Source organism: Candidatus Pseudothioglobus sp. Uisw_016 (genome assembly GCF_048087635.1).
Taxonomy (GTDB): domain Bacteria; phylum Pseudomonadota; class Gammaproteobacteria; order PS1; family Pseudothioglobaceae; genus Pseudothioglobus.
In genome coordinates this window covers 786,920-804,036 of the sequence record NZ_CP159806.1, presented here as the reverse complement: position 1 = coordinate 804,036, position 17,117 = coordinate 786,920, and the positions used below count along the sequence as shown (strand labels likewise).

Sequence of the window (17,117 nt, the reverse complement as noted above, 5' to 3'; positions counted from 1 at the left end):
ATTACTTAAGACTCTTATTGAGATTAAAGAATACTTGCTCAAAAGTTGCAGGAGCATTTAGGCCAGTTTGCATTTCATTATCTGCATTATAAATAGCATTTTTTATCGCAAGCCAAGCTGATATTGCGAGCATCAGAGGAGGCTCTCCAACTGCTTTAGATTTATGAATTGTATTTTCATGATTAGAAATATTAGGCTTAATTTTGACCTCAAAATGCTCAGGCGTATCTCCGATTGCAGGGATTTTATAGGTCGATGCGCCCATCGTTAAAAGTGCCCCAGAATCATTCCATTTGAGCTCCTCAGAGCAGAGCCAGCCCATACCCTGAATATATCCTCCAACTATTTGCCCCATATCAATTGCTGGGTTAAGTGATGCGCCAACATCATGCAAAATATCAACTGCTAACAACTTATACTCACCAGTCAAACAATCAACTACAACTTCACTAACGCAGGCACCATATGAATAATAGTAAAAAGGATGGCCTTTTTGTTTAACAGCATCAAAGAAAATTTTTGGTGTTTTATAAAAACCATTACTAAAAAGTTCTACTCGATTTAAATATGCTGTTGACACAAATTCATCAAACGCTATCTTTTTCTTACCAATAATAACAAAAGAGTCTTTAAACTCAATATCACTATTACCTTCGCCATAGAAATCTTTCGCAAAAGTAGTTAAATTTCTCTTAATTCTTAAGCATGCCTCTCTGGCAGCCATACCATTTAAATCTGAACCAGAAGATGCTGCAGTTGGTGATGTATTTGGAACTTTAGCAGTAGAAGTAGCTGAGACCTTTACTCGCTCTAGATTAACACCAAACTCATTAGCAACAACCTGCGCAACTTTAATAAATAGGCCTTGGCCCATTTCAGTCCCTCCATGATTAATATATATACTTCCATCTTTATATACATTTACCAATGCGCCGGCTTGATTTAATAATTGAGTAGTAAAAGAAATGCCAAATTTCACAGGAGAAAATGCCAATCCTTTTTTAAGATATTTACTTGTTTTATTAAACTTTTCAATATTTTTTCTTCTAACTAAGTAATTACTGTCTTCTATAAGTTCACTAGAGAGCTCATTAATAATATTATCTTCGACAACTTGATCGTAAGGCGTTACGTTATTTGTATCCTTTTGATAATAATTTAATTTTCTAATTTCAAGAGCATCAACACCAATATTCATGGCTATTTCTTCAATAATATTTTCTATAGCAAGCATCCCTTGAGGTCCACCAAAGCCTCTAAATGCTGTGTTTGAAGCGGTATTTGTTTTGCATAAAAAACCCCTAAAAGTAGCATTTGGCAAAAAATATGTATTATCAGCATGGAATAAAGCTCTAGAAACTATTGCTTTAGATAAATCAAGTGAGTAGCCACATCTTGCTGCAAGATCTATCTCAATCCCCAAAATTTTCCCATCACCACTATAGCCAACTTTATAGTCTGCCTTGAAATCATGCCTCTTTCCAGTGAGCAACATATCATCTTTTCTAGAGAGCCGAGCCTTTATAGGAAGTTTAGTTTGCTTTGCAAATATAGCGCAAACACACGCAAGTTGAGATGAATCTGTCTCCTTGCCACCAAAGCCGCCACCCATTCTCCGAGTAATTACTTCGATTGCATTTTGAGGAACATCTAAAACATGCGCAACTAGATGTTGGACTTCTGTAGGGTTTTGAGTCGAAGAATGAACTACCATCTCGTTGTCCTCTGTTGGAATTGCCAGAGCAACCTGTCCCTCAAGATAATAATGCTCTTGACCGCCAATAGATAGACTTCCATTTAGCTTATTTTTTGATGAATCTATAGCTTTATTTGAATCTCCTATAGAGACTTCTAGTGGTTCATCAAGAAAGCTTTTTTTAGCCATTGCCTGATCAATAGTAACAATAGCCTCTAGCTCCGTTACATTTGAGGTGATTAAGAGCGCAGCTGTTCTTGCATTCTCATGACTATCTGCTAAGACAGCAGCAATTGCTTGGCCAAAGAATAAAACCTCTTTATCAGCCAAAATAGGCTCGTCATGTTTAATCGCTCCTATATATAGATTTTCTATATCTTTTGCCAGGAGAATACTATGAACGCCGTCAGCTTTTAGAGCATCTGTAATATCAATCTTATTTATTTTTCCACGCGCAACATTACTTAACGCAAATGCAACATGAAGAGTGCCTTTTGGGACCGGCATGTCATCAATATAAGTTGCACTTCCCTGGACATGCATATGAGCACTATCGTGAGCAATTGAGTCGCCAATTATTGAGCCCTTAAGTTGAGCAGAATTTTTTATATTTTTATTAATTTTTGCTTACTCCTTGAATTAACTTAATTGTGAATATTCTGCAAGATTTTCAACTGGCTGATCTTGATACATCAATATAGTTTTTTTAATTAAGTTTGCAGATACTTGTAATCGGTATTCTGAAGTTGCTCTGACATCAGTAAATGGAGAAAATTCTTCTTTCAAAACCTTATAAGATAATGCAGCTATGTTGTCTTCTTGCCAATTCTTTAATAAAAAATTTTCAAGTATATTTGATCTTTGAGGTATTCCTGACATCCCTCCAAAGGCGATCTTAAATGATTTTGGTTTATTGTTTGTGGACGTAATATTTATTGCCATGCATACAGCTGAAATATCATCCTCGTATCTTTTAGACATTTTATGAGTAATAAGACGCTGATTTTCATTAGGCTTTGGAATGATAATACTTTCAATAAATTCACCTTGCTGAATAACAGTTTTTTTATAGGTAATAAAAAAATCTTCTAAATTAATAGTTCTGCTAACAGGGCCTTTTCTGAGCTTTAATTTTGCATCTAAAGCAATTAAGACTGGGGGCATATCTCCTATAGGTGAAGCATTAGCAATGTTGCCTCCAATAGTCGCCCAATTCTTTATGGGTAAAGAGGCAAAGCGTTGCAAAAAAGGACCTAAGTCAGGCCAGTTACTTATAAGACTAGAGGCGGCATCCTCATAACTTACAGCAGCTCCAATCTCTAATTCTTTAGCGTTATCTTTAATCTCCTTTAATTCAATAACTTGATTAACGCTAACGATATGTGAAAACTCTTTCATTGATTGAGTAATCTCTAGGCTGAGATCAGTTCCTGCGGCAATAATATTTGCTGAAGTGCTATTAATTAGAACATTAGAGAGCTCATTTATCGTTGAGGGAGCATCATATTTAATTGTTTTATTACTCTTTTTATAACTTAAACTTATGTGCTTAGGATTATTTAATTCTCCTAAAATCTTAGTAATATTCTTCTGATTTTTTTTATAGTAGTCTAAGGGTTCGTCACTTTTCTCATTAAACATTGAAAATGCAGCTGCAATTATAGGTTTATAGCCAGTGCACCTGCACAAGTTACCGGATAGAGTTTCGTTTATTTGATGCAGATCTACTGAATTTTTATTTTGATATAAGGCAAATAACGACATAACAAAGCCAGGCGTGCAAAAGCCACACTGTGAACCGTTTTCTAGCACCATTGCTTTTTGAGAAGGATGTAGCTTGCCCTCCTCAGCCAACCCCTCAACAGTAACTAAATGTTTGCCAGCTAGTCCATAAGCCAATGCCATGCATGTATTTATACTTTTATACTCAACCTTACTAGACTTATTATTAGTAACAATCTCACCAATAACTGCAGTACAAGCGCCGCAATCTCCAGAAGCGCAGCCCTCCTTAGTTCCAACAAGCTGATTATTTCTTAACCACTCTAGGACAGTAGTATTTGGATTTATTGCGCCAAGATCTGTTGGCGTAGAGTTTTGATTCAGCAAAAAATACATTAGCTTCCTCGATAGGTTGAATAACTATAAGGGGAAATTAAAAGAGGTACATGGTAGTTTTCACTCTTTTCACTAATATAGAAACGAATAATGACATCTTTTAAAAAAGGGCACTTAATATTTTTAGCTTCATAATAATCATCCACTATGAATTCAAGCTCATAACAACCCTCATCAAATTCTTCTTCTGACAACAAAGGTTTATCACAGCGGCCATCTAAGTTCGTTTTTATTGATTTAAGATGTACTGAATTTGTACCATCTCTTCGATATAAATTTATCGCTACACCACTTGCAGGAACTCCTGCAGAGGTATCTAATATATGTGTTGTAAGTTGTCCCATTATGCCTTCCTTATTTTTGGTAAATATTTTGACCTAAAATATAAACCTCTTTAATTAGTCTATCATCACCTAAAGTCATTAAATTAAATAATATATCGTTAATATCATCTGAGGTTTCGAGTTTATTTTTTATTAATTCTGTTGCCTTTAAATCAATAACAATAAAGTCTGCCTCCTTATTACGCTCAAAGTTACCAATACGATTATCCATATCAAGTACTTTTGCTGCAGCTAGAGTTGTCAGATAAAAAGCTTTAACAGGATCTAAATTATAATTATTTAGTCGACATATTTTGTAAGCTTCATTCATTACCTGAAACATTGAAAAGCTGTCACCGCCGCCAACATCTGATGCAAGTGCAGCACCTATTCCAAAAGCCTCTAATTTATCAAGTTCAAATAGACCGCTTCCAAGGAATAGATTGGATCTTGGACATAGTGCTACCTTAGAACCTGAATCAGCAATACGTTTATATTCTTCATCAGTATTATAAATACAATGACCAAAAACTGAATTAGGTCCTGATAGATTGAAATTATCATAGACATCAAAGTAGTTTTTTGAGTCTGGAAAAAGCTCCTTTACCCAGCCAATTTCATCAATATTTTCATTAAGATGAGTTTGCAAAAGAACGCCTTTATTTCCATTATTATCTGAATACTCTTCTAATAAATTAGCAGCCTGTACTAATTGCTCAGAAGAAGATGTAGGAGCAAATCTAGGCGTAACGGCGTAACTCATTCGCCCTCTATTGTGCCATTTTTCAATAAGCTCTTTCGAATCAAAATAACTACCATCCACACTATCACAAAGAGCCTCTGGTGCATTTCTATCCATCATAACTTTACCGGCCACCATCCTAAGCTTCAACTTTTCTGCTGCCGTAAAAAAAATATCTACAGATTGTTTGTGTGAGGTACAAAAAGTCATTGCTGTTGTAGTACCATTTTTAATAAGCTCATCAAGAAACAAATCTGCAACCTTAGCGGCATAAGTCTCATCTGAAAACTTTTGCTCTTCAATAAATGTATACTTATTAAGCCAGTCTATAAGGCTTGCTCCATAGGAGGCTATAACTTTATATTGAGGATAATGCACATGAGTGTCAATGAAGCCAGGCATTATTAAACTATCCTTAAAGTGAGTAGATGACTTAGCGTTTGGCCACTTTGAAGAAATTTGATTGAAGTCTCCAACCTCAATGATACTTCCAGAATCATTATCAACAACCATAAGGCCATCAACAAAATAGTTTGGCTCTAGCACCCCATTACTTTCAGTGCAGTGGTAAATTGCTCCTCGATAATGGTTGTATTCGCTCACTGATTTGCCTCAATCCAAATCCCTAATTTCGCTCTCTCTTCATCGGTCATATTTGTATTGTTAATTAAGGGCATTGCTTTAGATAAAACAGACTGCTGATATATCTGATTCTTATGGGCAATAATTTTTTCTTTAGTATCCAACATAATCCCATTAGGCGCAATCGCAAAGGCTTTGTTTGAAGGCTCCGCAGCATGACAACTCACGCAATGTTTTTCAATGATGGCTTGGGCCTCAGCAATAGTTACGATCTCTTGGCTATTATCTTGCATCTTAATTGGTGATGGCGCTAGAGCATAAATCAAGGCAAAGGTTGAGATAACTATAATGGCGATTAGACTATTTTTAGCTTTACCAACTCCTCTTAAATTAAAGTAGTGGCGAACCATTACCAAAATCCCAATAACAGCCATTAATATTAACCAGCCATAATCTCCGCTATAAATTGTAGGGTAATGGCCACTTATCATCATAAATAAAACGGGTAAGGTAAAGTAATTGTTATGACGAGAGCGGAGATAACCTATTTTTCCCAGCTCTAAACTAACTTCAGTAGAGTTTTCACAAGCATCAACTAATTTTTTTTGAACTGGAATAATTACAAAGAAAACATTAGCAACCATTACCGTTCCAATCATTGAGCCAATTTGCATATAAACTGCTCTAGGATTAAAAATATTGCTATAAAAATATGCAAACAATGCAATTACTATAAAAATAATAGCTAAAAAAATTGCGGATTTAGTTACCAACTTTGACTTACATAAAAGATCATAGATAAGCCAAAAAAGTATCAACCCTAAGAGACTTAAACCAACGCCATATAATGCAGATATTGAGCTATTGGAAGCTAACAGATAAGTGCTAGCATTAAAATAATAGATAACTGAAAGCAGTGAAATTCCAGAAAGCCAAGTAACGTAAGCTTCCCACTTAAACCAGTGCAAAGGTTCTGGAAGGGTTTGAGGATATTTCTTATATTTTTCTAAATGATAAAAGCCGCCGCCGTGAACTGCCCATAAGTTGCCAGCTATCTCGTCTCTATTATTTAATCGGTCAAGTTTATTTTCAAGCCAATTAAAATAAAAGGAAGCACCAATCCAGGCTATGCCTGCAATTATATGGAGTAATTTCAAAACTAGACTGAGCCAGTCCATTAGATATATTTGCATCATAAGCTGAGCTCCACATAAATACTAACATCTTCAATTTTACTAACATTGCACTGCTTCATACTGTCTTTGTCACTATTGTATTTCCTATCTATCACAACGAATTGAGCGTTATCTTTTAAACTAATTAAAGGAAAGTGCCAAACTCCTCTTGAATAACTAATACCTTGATCACCATCAGTAATAAAAGCCTTAATATTTTCAATTACAGGTTCCTGTGATGGAGGCGCGACAACAACTATAAATGGCGTGTTATTTTTTGGAATAAATGTCTGACTAAAAAAAGGATGATTCTCGAGCATAGTAATTTGAAGAGGAAACTGCCTCTTCTTAGCAACAAAAATATGGACACTTGTTTCCCCCTCTGCCTCCTTAGTATCTAATTTTACAATATCAGGAAACTTGGATGCAAAACCATCATTAATAGTAATAGATTCTTTATTTTCAGTACTAAACACTTCGCCAAATAGTTGAAAATTATCTACAGTTAGAACCTCAGGAGTTAGTTTTAAAGTATTCATATCTAGGTAAATTTTCCAATAAGTTTTAGCCTGGCAATGCCGCCATCTGGATATATATCGACACGGATATGAGTAAACACATCATTATGAAGTATGTCCGAACCTTTAAAAACATGCATTTGGTTTATCTTTAATTTTTTTCCTTCAATAAGTTTATTCCAGGTCTTACTATTTTCTTTCAAAGTTTTATCATCTTCGTCTGGTGAATTGGAAGTTGATATTGAGAAAGTATCTGGAAAATTACCTTTAAAAAATTTCGTATCAACAAAAACTTCCTCAGCAGTTGCGGGCTTAGAGAGGGCAATAATTCCCCAGTCATTTCCAGGCTTTCTTCGTCGCCTTGTTTCCCAACCATCAGCCATACTCAAAGGTTCATGCTCTTCTAAAACATTACTTAAACTTCCGAAGTGTTCATCATTTGCAAAGATCGCTTTCGCACCACTTTTTTTGGATATTACGTTCGTGCCATTAATTTCATATTTCTTCTCATCAACCCATATCTCACCATAAGCCCTGAAACGAGCAATCCCACCATCTGGAAGTAATGTAATTTTTAAATGCGTAATTGGCTTTGATGAAGCACTATTAAATAAATTTTTTGAGTCACCCTCTAGGGATTCTTTGGTAACAAGATCAAACCATTCTGTAACAGCAGTACCATCAACAACTAAGTCATCAGTAGTTCCTCCTGGCACAGAGCAACCTTGAACAGAAATTCCAGGTGCAAAATTCCCAGTAAAGTGAGTTGTATCAATATTAAAGCTATTAATAATAGATTCAGCGCCTAACCTAATAAAACAAAAGTCATTTTTCCCATCTCGCCGTCTTCGACTCTCCCAGCCATCCATCCACTTACCATTTATATCGTATTTGTCTTCAATCCAAACAGGCTCACTTGATTTAAGCATACGGCCTGAGTCTGCAAAAAATTCATCACTACAATAAACAACTTTAGTACCAAAACTTGAACTAGCAACATCAATCTGGTTATCAGACTCCATAAATCTCCTTGATTCTTAGCCACGCTATTTTATTAATCTCATCTAGAGCATTTGATCTTTCTTGATTTTTTGAATTTTCTATTCGCTCTTTGAACTGCAAAATGATGTCAGATTTATTTTTTTCTTTAACTGCCATAATAAAGGGGAAGTCAAATTTAGCAAAGTACTCCCTATTAAGCTCCTCAAAAAGCTCAATTTCAGAGTCAGAGCAATCACTTAATCCAGCAGATTTTTGTTCAGTAGTTGAGAAATCAGTAAGTTCGTTATTTTGGGCTTTTTTGCCTGCCAAGGTTGGATGAGCGACTATCAAGTTATCCTGTAAGTCAGAATCTGCATTCAGCATTATATTTGAAAGTAACTCATGAAATTTTTCTAAACTATTATATTTTTTATCAGCTAAAACCAGAGGTAACGATTTTTCTACAAACCAAGGAGTATGCTCATACAAGTTTTCAAAAGTTTTTAAAAAGGCTTCTGCAGATTGTTGCGCTAAATTTACTGGTAATTCCATCTCTTACCCTTTCTAAAAGTTCTTATACCAATGATCAGCAATTTCTCTGCGCGAGCAAAGCCAAACATTATCAAAAGTTTTAACATACTCTAAAAATCTTCTCATAGCCATAATTCTTCCAGGGCGTCCTAATATTCTCGCATGCATTCCAACTGACATCATTTTTGGACTTACCTCTCCTTCAAGATATAAAGCATCAAAAGTATCCTTTAAATAGTTAAAGAATTGGTCTCCAGAATTAAACCCCTGTGGTGAAGCAAACCTCATATCATTTACATCGAGAGTATAGGGAATAATTAAATGCTTTTTTTCAGCACCAAATTCATTTGACCAGTAAGGCAAGTCATCGTCATATGTGTCACTATCATAAAGAAACCCTCCCTCTTCCACAATCAGCCTTCTTGTATTTGGACTATTTCTTCCGGTGTACCATCCTTCTGGCCTTTTTCCTAAGTATTCTGTCAAAACAGAAATACAGTCTTTAATATGCTCTCGCTCTGTTTTTTCATCAACAAATTGATAATCTATCCATCTAAATCCATGCGCACAAATATCATAATTTTGTTCTACCAAATAATCTGCAAGTTCTCGATTACGAGCAATTGCAAGAGCCACTGCAAAGATAGTTACTGGAACATCGAATTCTTTAAAAAGGTTTAATATTCTCCAAACTCCTGCTCTTGAGCCATACTCATAAATGGACTCCATACTCATATGCCTAACGCCTTCATAAGCCTTAGCACCAACAATCTCTGAAAGGAAAGCTTCTGATGCATTGTCGCCATGCAAAATTGAGTTTTCCGCACCTTCTTCATAATTCAACACAAATTGAACTGCAATACGGGCTTTATTTGGCCATTTGGGGTGGATTGAATCCCTCCCATAGCCCACCATATTTCGGGGATAGCTTTTAAGGCTTTGAATGATTTTTTTATTCATAATAATTTTTAGCTAAGTATTTGACTACAACTATTATTTTTAAGCAAAATACTCATAGATTTGGTATTTAAATAATTATTTAATTATATGCATAAATGTATTAATAATTATTGTAAACAATTATTTTTCACAATGAATTTAAAAATGATTATTTCTACTTGTATATTCAAGAATACTCAAACTATATAGTTAATTATTAGAGCTATAAGAAATAGATTGAAAATACATTGAAATATTTTTGACAAAGGACATCATCGAGAATAGAATATTAACAACTTGAGATTTTATTCCTATATACTTTTAATACAAAGCTTGAGTTAACAACAAAGATATTTTTAGACTATCTTTATTTTTATGATGGTTTTTGTTCTATTGAAAAATTAAGATTAACAACTAAGGAGAAGTACACAATGAAAAACACGAAACATTCACATTTTGGTGGATTTATCAAAAAAACTGGTCTAGCAATAATAGCTACAACAATTGCTTTATCAGCGTCAATTGCTCAAGCTGACATTAAGCCTGCTGTAGTTTATGATACTGCTGGTAAGAATGACAAGTCTTTTAACGAGGCGGTCTATAACGGCATCATGAGATTTGCTAATGATACTGGTATTGCTGTTACTGAGCTAGAGCCTACTAATGAAGCTATGATGGAGCAAAGTCTTAAGAAGTTTGCACAACGTGGATATAGCCCAGTTGTAGCTGTAGGTTTCACTATGGCAAATGCTGTTGCTGCAGCCGCTGCAGAGTATCCTGATACTCAGTTCACTATTATTGATGGTGTTGTAGATGCTCCAAACGTTCAAAATGTTGTTTTTAAAGAACAAGAAGGGTCATTCCTTGTTGGTATTATGGCTGCTATGGCATCAAGCACAGGCACTGTAGGCTTTGTTGGTGGTATGGATATTCCATTAATTAGTCGCTTTGAGTGTGGTTATAAGCAAGGTGTTGCTCATCAAGACAGCTCAATGACTGTAATAGCTCAGATGACTGGATCAACTCCAGCTGCTTGGGGTAACCCAACTAAAGGTGGTGAAATTACTCGTAGCCAAGTTGAAAATGGTGCTGACGTAGTTTATGCTGCTGCTGGTGGAACTGGAATGGGTGTTTATCAAACTGCTGCAGACATGGGTGTATTAGCAATTGGTGTAGACTCTAACCAAAACTACATTCAACCTGGAACAATGCTTACTTCTATGTATAAGAAAGTTGGATTAGCTGCTTACGAGAGTTTCGAAGCTGCTATGAACGGCACTTGGGAAGCTGGTTTTAAAGTGAACGGTGTGGCTGAAGACGGTGTTGGCGCTGCAATGGATGAGTACAATGCAGATCTAGTTTCTGCTGAAATGCTTGCCGCAGTTGAAACTGCAAGAGCTGGAATTATTGATGGCTCTATTGTGGTCCATGACTATATGAGTGATAATACCTGCCCTTTATAAGAAGCAGTTTTTATTCTTAAAAACATCCGGCTCTAGGGCCGGATGTTTTTTTTTAAACTTTAATATGTATTTTTATAAAACTATATATTAAAGTTACAAATTCATACAACTATAATAATTACATATTTTTATATAAATATTATCTATGACTAAGTCAAACATTGCCATTGAACTGATAAATGTTGACAAACATTTTGGTGCTGTGCATGCAAATGATAAGGTCAATCTAAGCGTTAAAACTGGAACAATACACGGTATTGTTGGTGAGAATGGAGCGGGTAAATCCACTCTAATGAGTATCTTGTACGGCTTTTATCAGGCAGACTCTGGACAAATTAAAGTCTTTGATAAAGACTTTAGAGCTACCAGCTCAAAACAATCAATTGAAGCAGGAATTGGAATGGTTCACCAACATTTCATGCTGGTTGAGAATTTTACCGTTCTTGAGAATGTCATTCTTGGCAGTGAGGGTGGTGCATTAATTACAGAAAGCCTAGCAAATGCTCGAATTGAGCTGACTAGACTTGCTAAAGAATATGGATTGGAAGTTGAACTAGATATCGCCGTAGAAGAGCTCTCTGTTGGAATGCAGCAAAGAGTCGAAATCTTAAAGGGCCTTTATAAGGGCGCAAAGGTTTTAATACTTGATGAACCCACAGGAGTCTTAACGCCTCAAGAGTCTGATGAGTTATTTCGTATATTTGAAGCTCTTAAGAATGAAGGTGTTACGATTATATTAATTACTCACAAGCTTCGAGAAATTATGAATATCACAGACCATGTATCGGTCATGAGAGCGGGCAAGATGGTAGCCCACAGAGAGACAAGTAAAACCAACCCTGAAGAACTTGCAGAGTTGATGATTGGAAGAAAAGTACTACTAAATATTAAGAAGTCTAAAGCAAAAATTGGTAAGCCCCTTTTAGTTGCAAAAAATCTCGAAATAAATAATGAACAAGGATTAAAGCGCGTATCAGAAGTGAGCTTTGAGGCTTGCTCTGGTGAAATTCTCGGAATTGCAGGCGTCACCGGCAATGGTCAGGGAACACTTCTAAAAGCATTAGCTGGAATACTCCCATTAACAAAAGGCACTATCGAAATCATGGGTGAAACCATATCCCCAAAAAGTCGACTTAATCCTGAGCAATTACGAAATCTTGGTGTTGCTCATGTCCCTGAGGATCGTCAAAAAATGGGTATGATTGCTGAATTTAGTGCTAGCGAAACCGCCCTAATGGGATACCAAAATGATAAGGATCTAAATCAAGGAATTTGGCTAAAAAAATCACTAGTTAAGGCTAATTGTGCTTCCATAATGGAGGCCTTTGATGTCCGTCCACCAAATCCAAACTTGATGTCCTCAAACTTTTCAGGGGGCAATCAACAAAAACTTATTCTAGCAAGAGAATTTGAACGTGACCCAGAAGTTTTAATTATTGGTCAACCTACACGTGGTGTTGATATAGGTGCTATTGAGTTTATTAGAAAACGCATTATTCAAATGAGAGATGCTGGCAAAGCTATTGTCCTAATTTCTGTTGAGCTAGAGGAAATCATGTCTCTTAGTGACAGAATAATAGTGATGTGTGATGGAGTAATTACTGGTACTGTTAATGGTGCAGATGCAGATGAAGCAACACTCGGCATGATGATGGCCAATGCGCTTGAATCTCCAGCAGAAGTCAAGGGAGTTGAAGTATGACACGTGATAGACGATTATCATGGATAAATGGCTTATTGCTGCCTCTCTTTAATGTTTTAACTGCATTTATAGCTACCGGTATTGTTTTTCTATTTATAGGAGTCGATCCAATAGAGGCAACCAAGATATTAATCTATGGTGCACTTGGTTACGATGAAGGTCTTGGTTACACTCTGTATTACGCGACAAACTTTGTCTTTACTGGCCTTGCTGTAGCAGTTGCATTTCACGCTGGATTATTTAATATTGGAGGCGAGGGGCAGGCATATGTTGGAGGTCTTGGAACTGCGTTAGTTGCCTTATATATGAATCCTGCCCTTAGCGCATGGATTGTCATTCCTTTGGCTATCTCAGGAGGCTTGTTGTTTGGAGCATTATGGGCAATCATTCCTGCTTACTTACAGGCTTATCGTGGAAGCCACATTGTTATAACTACCATAATGTTTAACTTTATAGCCTCCTCATTAATGGTTTATGTCTTGGTCAATGTGCTTCGTGAGGTTGGCGAGATGTCGCCAGAAAGTGGTGACTTTATTGAAGCCTCATGGATCCCTTTTGTGCATGATGTATTAGCAAATTTTGGTTATGAAGTTACAAGGTCACCCCTTAATATGTCGATATTTGTTGCGTTATTTTTCTCAGCTGTAGTCTGGTTTTTCCTATGGCATACTAGATGGGGCTTTGCAATTCGAGCTGCAGGAAAAAGCAATGAAGCTGCAATTTATAGTGGAATTAATCCAAAAAAAATTATTGTTGTAACCATGTGTATTTCGGGAGCACTGGCCGGCTTAGTTGGCATCAATGAACTTATGGGAGTTCAGCACCGCCTATTCTTAAATTTTAATTATGGTTATGGATTTGGTGGTATCGCGGTTGCCTTAATGGGCCGCAATCATCCAGTTGGTATTCTTATTGCAGCTTTCTTGTTTGGAATACTTTATCAGGGCGGTGCAGAATTAGACTTTGAATTACAAAACGTATCAAGGGACATTGTTGTTGTTATGCAAGGCTTAGTCATCTTGTTTTGTGGTGGCTTAGAGTATTTATATAGGCCTGTTTTAATGCGCTATTTAGCACCAGTTGAGGCATCAGAATGAGCGACTTCTTTTTAACTACTGTATTGACATTTGACGCCTCAGTTAGAATCTGTGTTCCACTTATTTTTGCTTCCATGGCTGGCTTGTTTGCTGAGCGATCAGGTGTTGTAGATATTGGTTTGGAAGGAAAGCTTTTGATGTCAGCCTTTATTGCTGCAAGTGCAGCAAGCGTTTTTGGCTCACCATGGCTTGGTTTAATTGCAGGTATGTTCGCATCCTCTGTATTAGCAATGATTCATGGCTTTGCATCCATTACCTATAAAGGTAATCAGATTGTTAGTGGAGTTGCAATAAATATCTTAGCATCTGGACTGACAATGATTCTAACGTTAGCCTGGTTTAAAAGAGGCGGCATTACGCCAACCCTTCAAAACGACGAAAGATTTCTTTCTATTACCCTTCCTGGAGTCGATATTATTGATCATATTCCTATTATTGGTGTAATTTATAGGGAGCTCATTAGTGGTCATAATATCCTGGTTTATTTAGCCTTTGTGATTGTTCCAATTGTTTGGTGGGTAGTTTACCGAACTCGATTTGGTTTACGCCTTAGAGCGGTAGGAGAAAACCCTAAAGCGGTTGATACAGCAGGATTATCAGTTGAAGGTCTGCGCTACAGAGCATTATTAGTTGGTGGTATTTTATGTGGGATTGGTGGCGCTTATATTTCAACTGCATATACTGCACAATTCACAAAAGAGATGACTGCTGGTGCTGGCTTTATTGCTTTAGCTGCACTAATTTTTGGAAAGTGGCACCCATACAAGGTTTTAGCTGCATGCTTCTTATTTGCCTTTTTACAGGCATTATCTATTAGACTTCAAGGTGTTGTCTTTCCTATTATTGGTGAAATTCCAGTTCAATTGATCGATGCAGCCCCTTATATTTTAACTATTATTTTATTAGCAGGGTTTATTGGCAAAGCAGTTCCTCCTAAGGCATCTGCCCAACCTTATATTAAGGAGTTATAAGTATGAGTGAAGAAAGTCATATTACAGCTACTAAAAGTGCCATGAGCAAAGCCTATGTCCCTTACTCTAACTATCCTGTTGGTGTTTTAATAATAACTGACAAAGGGAATACTTATTCAGGTTGTAATGTTGAAAATGCTAGCTACCCGCTTGGAAACTGTGCTGAGGCATCTGCTATTGCATCAATGGTAATGGGTGGTGAAAAAAAAATTAAAACAATATATGTTATGACAAAGAATGATGAAGGCGGAATACCTTGTGGTGGCTGTAGACAGAGAATAAGAGAATTTTCGGATGAAAATACAAAAATTATGCTGTGCTCTCCAAGCGGAGTTCAGAGCCATATGAATCTTGCTGAATTATTACCTTATTCTTTTGGGCCGGAGCATCTGTAATGAGTCAAGTTGATGATTGTGTTGATATCATAAATCAAACAATTGCAAGCTTTAGGCCTGAAGTTGGTCTTATTCTTGGATCTGGCTTAGGTCAGTTTTGTGATAATATCAATACGATAACTAGTCTAGATTTTGACTCACTTCCAGGCTTTCCAGTTGCCGGTGTTGGTGGCCATGCTGGAAGACTTTTATTTGGTAAAGTTGAAGATACCAATGTTGTTGTAATGCAAGGTCGAGCTCATTATTATGAGAACGGAAGAGCAGACATAATGGCTGTTGCCATTCAAACTCTTAGCGCAATAGGATGCAAAAGCCTGGTACTAACTAATGCTGCTGGAAGTTTAGTTAAAGAAGCATCGCCAGGAAGCGTTATGCTTATAACAGATCATATTAATATGACGGGAGTTTCTCCCTTGTTTGGTGCTGAAAGTAATAAGCGCTTTGTGGATATGAGTGATGCCTACAATCCTGAGCTAAATGATAATATGCGTTCTTCAGCTAAAATGAATGACATAACCCTACATGAAGGAGTTTATGCATGGTTTAGTGGGCCGCAATTTGAAACTCCTGCTGAAATTAAAGCTGTCAAAACCCTAGGCGCAGATGCTGTAGGAATGTCTACAGTTCCTGAAGTTATTTTAGCTCGCCATCAAGGGCTTCCACTATGTGCTCTTTCAGTTATTACTAATTATGCAGCAGGAATGAGCGCCACAAAACTAAGTCATGAACAAACAATTGCCTTTGCAAGTAAGGCTGCAGACACTGTCGAAAAAGTTCTAATTTCATACCTAAAGAGTCTATAGATTTTATTAAGCATCAAAGAATATGACTAAAAATATTACTAAAGCTCAAATACCTCAAAAAGATAGCAAAGTTATCTCTTATCCAAATTTAGTTGATTCAGAGAGCTTAAAGGAAAACTCTGGTGTTATTAGAAATCCAGGGACAGACTTTAGACTTGATAAAATATCAAATTTAGCGATTAATAGAAGCGCCGTTGAAAGGCGCTGCACTAATTATGGCACAAGGCGAAGTATAAAAAAAGATAAACAAGCTGCATGGCTTCTCAAAGCCATTACTTTAATGGACTTAACCACCCTTTCTGGAGACGACACAGAAGCTCGCGTTAGGCGTCTTTGCAGTAAAGCAAAACAGCCTATTAGCAACAAGCTTGAAAAAATACTGGGCACTGAATCTTTAGATTTAAGTGTTGCTGCTGTTTGCGTATACCATGACATGCTTGCTTCTGCCAAAAAAGTATTGAATAATTCAAAGGTTAATTTAGCCGCAGTATCCACAGGATTTCCAGCAGGCCTCTCTCCTCTTCCATTAAGACTTAAAGAAATCGAGTATTCAGTAGATTCGGGTGCTAATGAAATTGATATAGTTATAAGCCGCCGACATGTTTTAGAAGGAAACTGGGAAGAACTGTATAACGAAGTAAAAATGTTTCGTGAAAAATGTGGCGATGCGCATATGAAAACTATTTTAGCTACGGGTGAACTTGGAAATCTTAGTAATATTGCTAAAGCTTCTCAGGTTTGCATGATGGCTGGGGCTGACTTTATTAAAACGTCTACTGGTAAAGAGCCTACTAACGCAACCCTTCCAGTAAGCTTAGTTATGGTTCGAATGATACGTAATTTTTATAATGAAACAGGCATTCGAATCGGCTTTAAAGCTGCTGGTGGAATTAGTGACACTAAAACTGCACTTTTATATATGACAATGATCCAAGAAGAGCTCGGTCGCAGATGGTTAGAGCCAGATTTATTTCGTTTTGGAGCATCTAGCTTACTCGGCGATATTGAACGCCAGTTAGACCACTTCTCTAGTGGTTATTACTCGGCATCTTATAGACATCCATTAGCATAGGACTTAACA

At 36.6% G+C, this 17,117-nt stretch carries 16 protein-coding genes; 7 read left to right on the top strand and 9 right to left on the bottom strand.

Annotation, left to right across the window (positions count from 1 at the left end; genetic code table 11):
* Position 1: 1 nt before the first annotated feature.
* From xdhB to puuE, 9 genes are all read right to left on the bottom strand, one after another.
* Positions 2 to 2,239 carry a xanthine dehydrogenase molybdopterin binding subunit gene (gene xdhB, locus ABXT69_RS04010; RefSeq protein WP_416679385.1) on the bottom strand — a complete coding sequence of 746 codons (2,238 nt, stop codon included), beginning with the start codon at positions 2,237 to 2,239 and terminating at the stop codon, positions 2 to 4.
* Positions 2,240 to 2,335: 96 nt separating this feature from the next.
* The gene (gene xdhA / locus ABXT69_RS04005; RefSeq protein WP_416679383.1) at positions 2,336 to 3,814 is read right to left on the bottom strand and encodes a xanthine dehydrogenase small subunit; all 1,479 of its coding nucleotides are present in this window, start codon (positions 3,812 to 3,814) and stop codon (positions 2,336 to 2,338) included.
* A complete protein-coding gene (gene uraH, locus ABXT69_RS04000) occupies positions 3,814 to 4,158 on the bottom strand; it encodes a hydroxyisourate hydrolase (protein WP_416679382.1) in 345 nt (114 codons plus the stop codon). Before uraH ends, xdhA begins: the two co-directional genes overlap by 1 nt.
* Before the next feature lie 10 nt (positions 4,159 to 4,168).
* On the bottom strand, positions 4,169 to 5,482 hold the full coding sequence (gene guaD / locus ABXT69_RS03995; protein WP_416679380.1) for a guanine deaminase: 1,314 nt from the start codon (positions 5,480 to 5,482) through the stop codon (positions 4,169 to 4,171).
* On the bottom strand, positions 5,479 to 6,657 hold the full coding sequence (locus ABXT69_RS03990; protein ID WP_416679377.1) for a urate hydroxylase PuuD: 1,179 nt from the start codon (positions 6,655 to 6,657) through the stop codon (positions 5,479 to 5,481). The genes guaD and ABXT69_RS03990 overlap by 4 nt, the downstream gene beginning before the upstream one ends.
* Positions 6,654 to 7,175 carry an ureidoglycolate lyase gene (locus ABXT69_RS03985; protein ID WP_416679374.1) on the bottom strand — a complete coding sequence of 174 codons (522 nt, stop codon included), beginning with the start codon at positions 7,173 to 7,175 and terminating at the stop codon, positions 6,654 to 6,656. The genes ABXT69_RS03990 and ABXT69_RS03985 overlap by 4 nt, the downstream gene beginning before the upstream one ends.
* A gap of 2 nt (positions 7,176 to 7,177) precedes the next feature.
* Complete coding sequence (gene alc, locus ABXT69_RS03980; RefSeq protein WP_416679371.1) at positions 7,178 to 8,176, bottom strand: allantoicase; 999 nt, start codon at positions 8,174 to 8,176, stop codon at positions 7,178 to 7,180.
* The gene (uraD, locus tag ABXT69_RS03975) at positions 8,166 to 8,687 is read right to left on the bottom strand and encodes a 2-oxo-4-hydroxy-4-carboxy-5-ureidoimidazoline decarboxylase (protein ID WP_416679369.1); all 522 of its coding nucleotides are present in this window, start codon (positions 8,685 to 8,687) and stop codon (positions 8,166 to 8,168) included. Before uraD ends, alc begins: the two co-directional genes overlap by 11 nt.
* 12 nt (positions 8,688 to 8,699) lie before the next feature.
* A complete protein-coding gene (gene puuE / locus ABXT69_RS03970; protein ID WP_416679366.1) occupies positions 8,700 to 9,626 on the bottom strand; it encodes an allantoinase PuuE in 927 nt (308 codons plus the stop codon).
* 410 nt (positions 9,627 to 10,036) lie between these two features.
* Between puuE and ABXT69_RS03965 the strand changes: the two genes are divergently transcribed.
* The 7 genes from ABXT69_RS03965 to deoC all read left to right on the top strand — a co-directional run bounded on the left by ABXT69_RS03965 (position 10,037) and on the right by deoC (position 17,108).
* On the top strand, positions 10,037 to 11,068 hold the full coding sequence (locus ABXT69_RS03965) for a BMP family lipoprotein (RefSeq protein ID WP_416679364.1): 1,032 nt from the start codon (positions 10,037 to 10,039) through the stop codon (positions 11,066 to 11,068).
* A gap of 145 nt (positions 11,069 to 11,213) precedes the next feature.
* Positions 11,214 to 12,770 (top strand): ABC transporter ATP-binding protein, encoded by a 1,557-nt coding sequence (locus ABXT69_RS03960; RefSeq protein WP_416679363.1) that lies wholly within the window; start codon positions 11,214 to 11,216, stop codon positions 12,768 to 12,770.
* Complete coding sequence (locus ABXT69_RS03955) at positions 12,767 to 13,867, top strand: ABC transporter permease (protein WP_271556264.1); 1,101 nt, start codon at positions 12,767 to 12,769, stop codon at positions 13,865 to 13,867. The genes ABXT69_RS03960 and ABXT69_RS03955 overlap by 4 nt, the downstream gene beginning before the upstream one ends.
* Positions 13,864 to 14,838 (top strand): ABC transporter permease, encoded by a 975-nt coding sequence (locus tag ABXT69_RS03950; RefSeq protein WP_271556266.1) that lies wholly within the window; start codon positions 13,864 to 13,866, stop codon positions 14,836 to 14,838. Before ABXT69_RS03955 ends, ABXT69_RS03950 begins: the two co-directional genes overlap by 4 nt.
* Positions 14,839 to 14,840: 2 nt before the next feature.
* Positions 14,841 to 15,233 (top strand): cytidine deaminase, encoded by a 393-nt coding sequence (cdd, locus tag ABXT69_RS03945; protein WP_271556268.1) that lies wholly within the window; start codon positions 14,841 to 14,843, stop codon positions 15,231 to 15,233.
* Positions 15,233 to 16,036 (top strand): purine-nucleoside phosphorylase, encoded by an 804-nt coding sequence (locus tag ABXT69_RS03940; protein WP_416679360.1) that lies wholly within the window; start codon positions 15,233 to 15,235, stop codon positions 16,034 to 16,036. The genes cdd and ABXT69_RS03940 overlap by 1 nt, the downstream gene beginning before the upstream one ends.
* A 22-nt stretch (positions 16,037 to 16,058) precedes the next feature.
* Positions 16,059 to 17,108, top strand: a complete 1,050-nt coding sequence (deoC, locus tag ABXT69_RS03935) for a deoxyribose-phosphate aldolase (protein WP_416679358.1) — start codon at positions 16,059 to 16,061, stop codon at positions 17,106 to 17,108.
* Positions 17,109 to 17,117 lie beyond the last annotated feature (9 nt).

Bases quoted from the DNA above. Each gene is read 5' to 3' on its own strand.
- xdhB (WP_416679385.1), bottom strand. From the start codon at position 2,239: ATGCATGTCCAGGGAAGTGCAACTTATATTGATGACATGCCGGTCCCA.
- xdhA (WP_416679383.1), bottom strand. From the start codon at position 3,814: ATGTATTTTTTGCTGAATCAAAACTCTACGCCAACAGATCTTGGCGCA.
- uraH (WP_416679382.1), bottom strand. From the start codon at position 4,158: ATGGGACAACTTACAACACATATATTAGATACCTCTGCAGGAGTTCCT.
- ABXT69_RS03990 (WP_416679377.1), bottom strand. From the start codon at position 6,657: ATGATGCAAATATATCTAATGGACTGGCTCAGTCTAGTTTTGAAATTA.
- ABXT69_RS03985 (WP_416679374.1), bottom strand. From the start codon at position 7,175: ATGAATACTTTAAAACTAACTCCTGAGGTTCTAACTGTAGATAATTTT.
- alc (WP_416679371.1), bottom strand. From the start codon at position 8,176: ATGGAGTCTGATAACCAGATTGATGTTGCTAGTTCAAGTTTTGGTACT.
- uraD (WP_416679369.1), bottom strand. From the start codon at position 8,687: ATGGAATTACCAGTAAATTTAGCGCAACAATCTGCAGAAGCCTTTTTA.
- puuE (WP_416679366.1), bottom strand. From the start codon at position 9,626: ATGAATAAAAAAATCATTCAAAGCCTTAAAAGCTATCCCCGAAATATG.
- ABXT69_RS03965 (WP_416679364.1), top strand. From the start codon at position 10,037: ATGAAAAACACGAAACATTCACATTTTGGTGGATTTATCAAAAAAACT.
- ABXT69_RS03960 (WP_416679363.1), top strand. From the start codon at position 11,214: ATGACTAAGTCAAACATTGCCATTGAACTGATAAATGTTGACAAACAT.
- ABXT69_RS03955 (WP_271556264.1), top strand. From the start codon at position 12,767: ATGACACGTGATAGACGATTATCATGGATAAATGGCTTATTGCTGCCT.
- ABXT69_RS03950 (WP_271556266.1), top strand. From the start codon at position 13,864: ATGAGCGACTTCTTTTTAACTACTGTATTGACATTTGACGCCTCAGTT.
- cdd (WP_271556268.1), top strand. From the start codon at position 14,841: ATGAGTGAAGAAAGTCATATTACAGCTACTAAAAGTGCCATGAGCAAA.
- ABXT69_RS03940 (WP_416679360.1), top strand. From the start codon at position 15,233: ATGAGTCAAGTTGATGATTGTGTTGATATCATAAATCAAACAATTGCA.
- deoC (WP_416679358.1), top strand. From the start codon at position 16,059: ATGACTAAAAATATTACTAAAGCTCAAATACCTCAAAAAGATAGCAAA.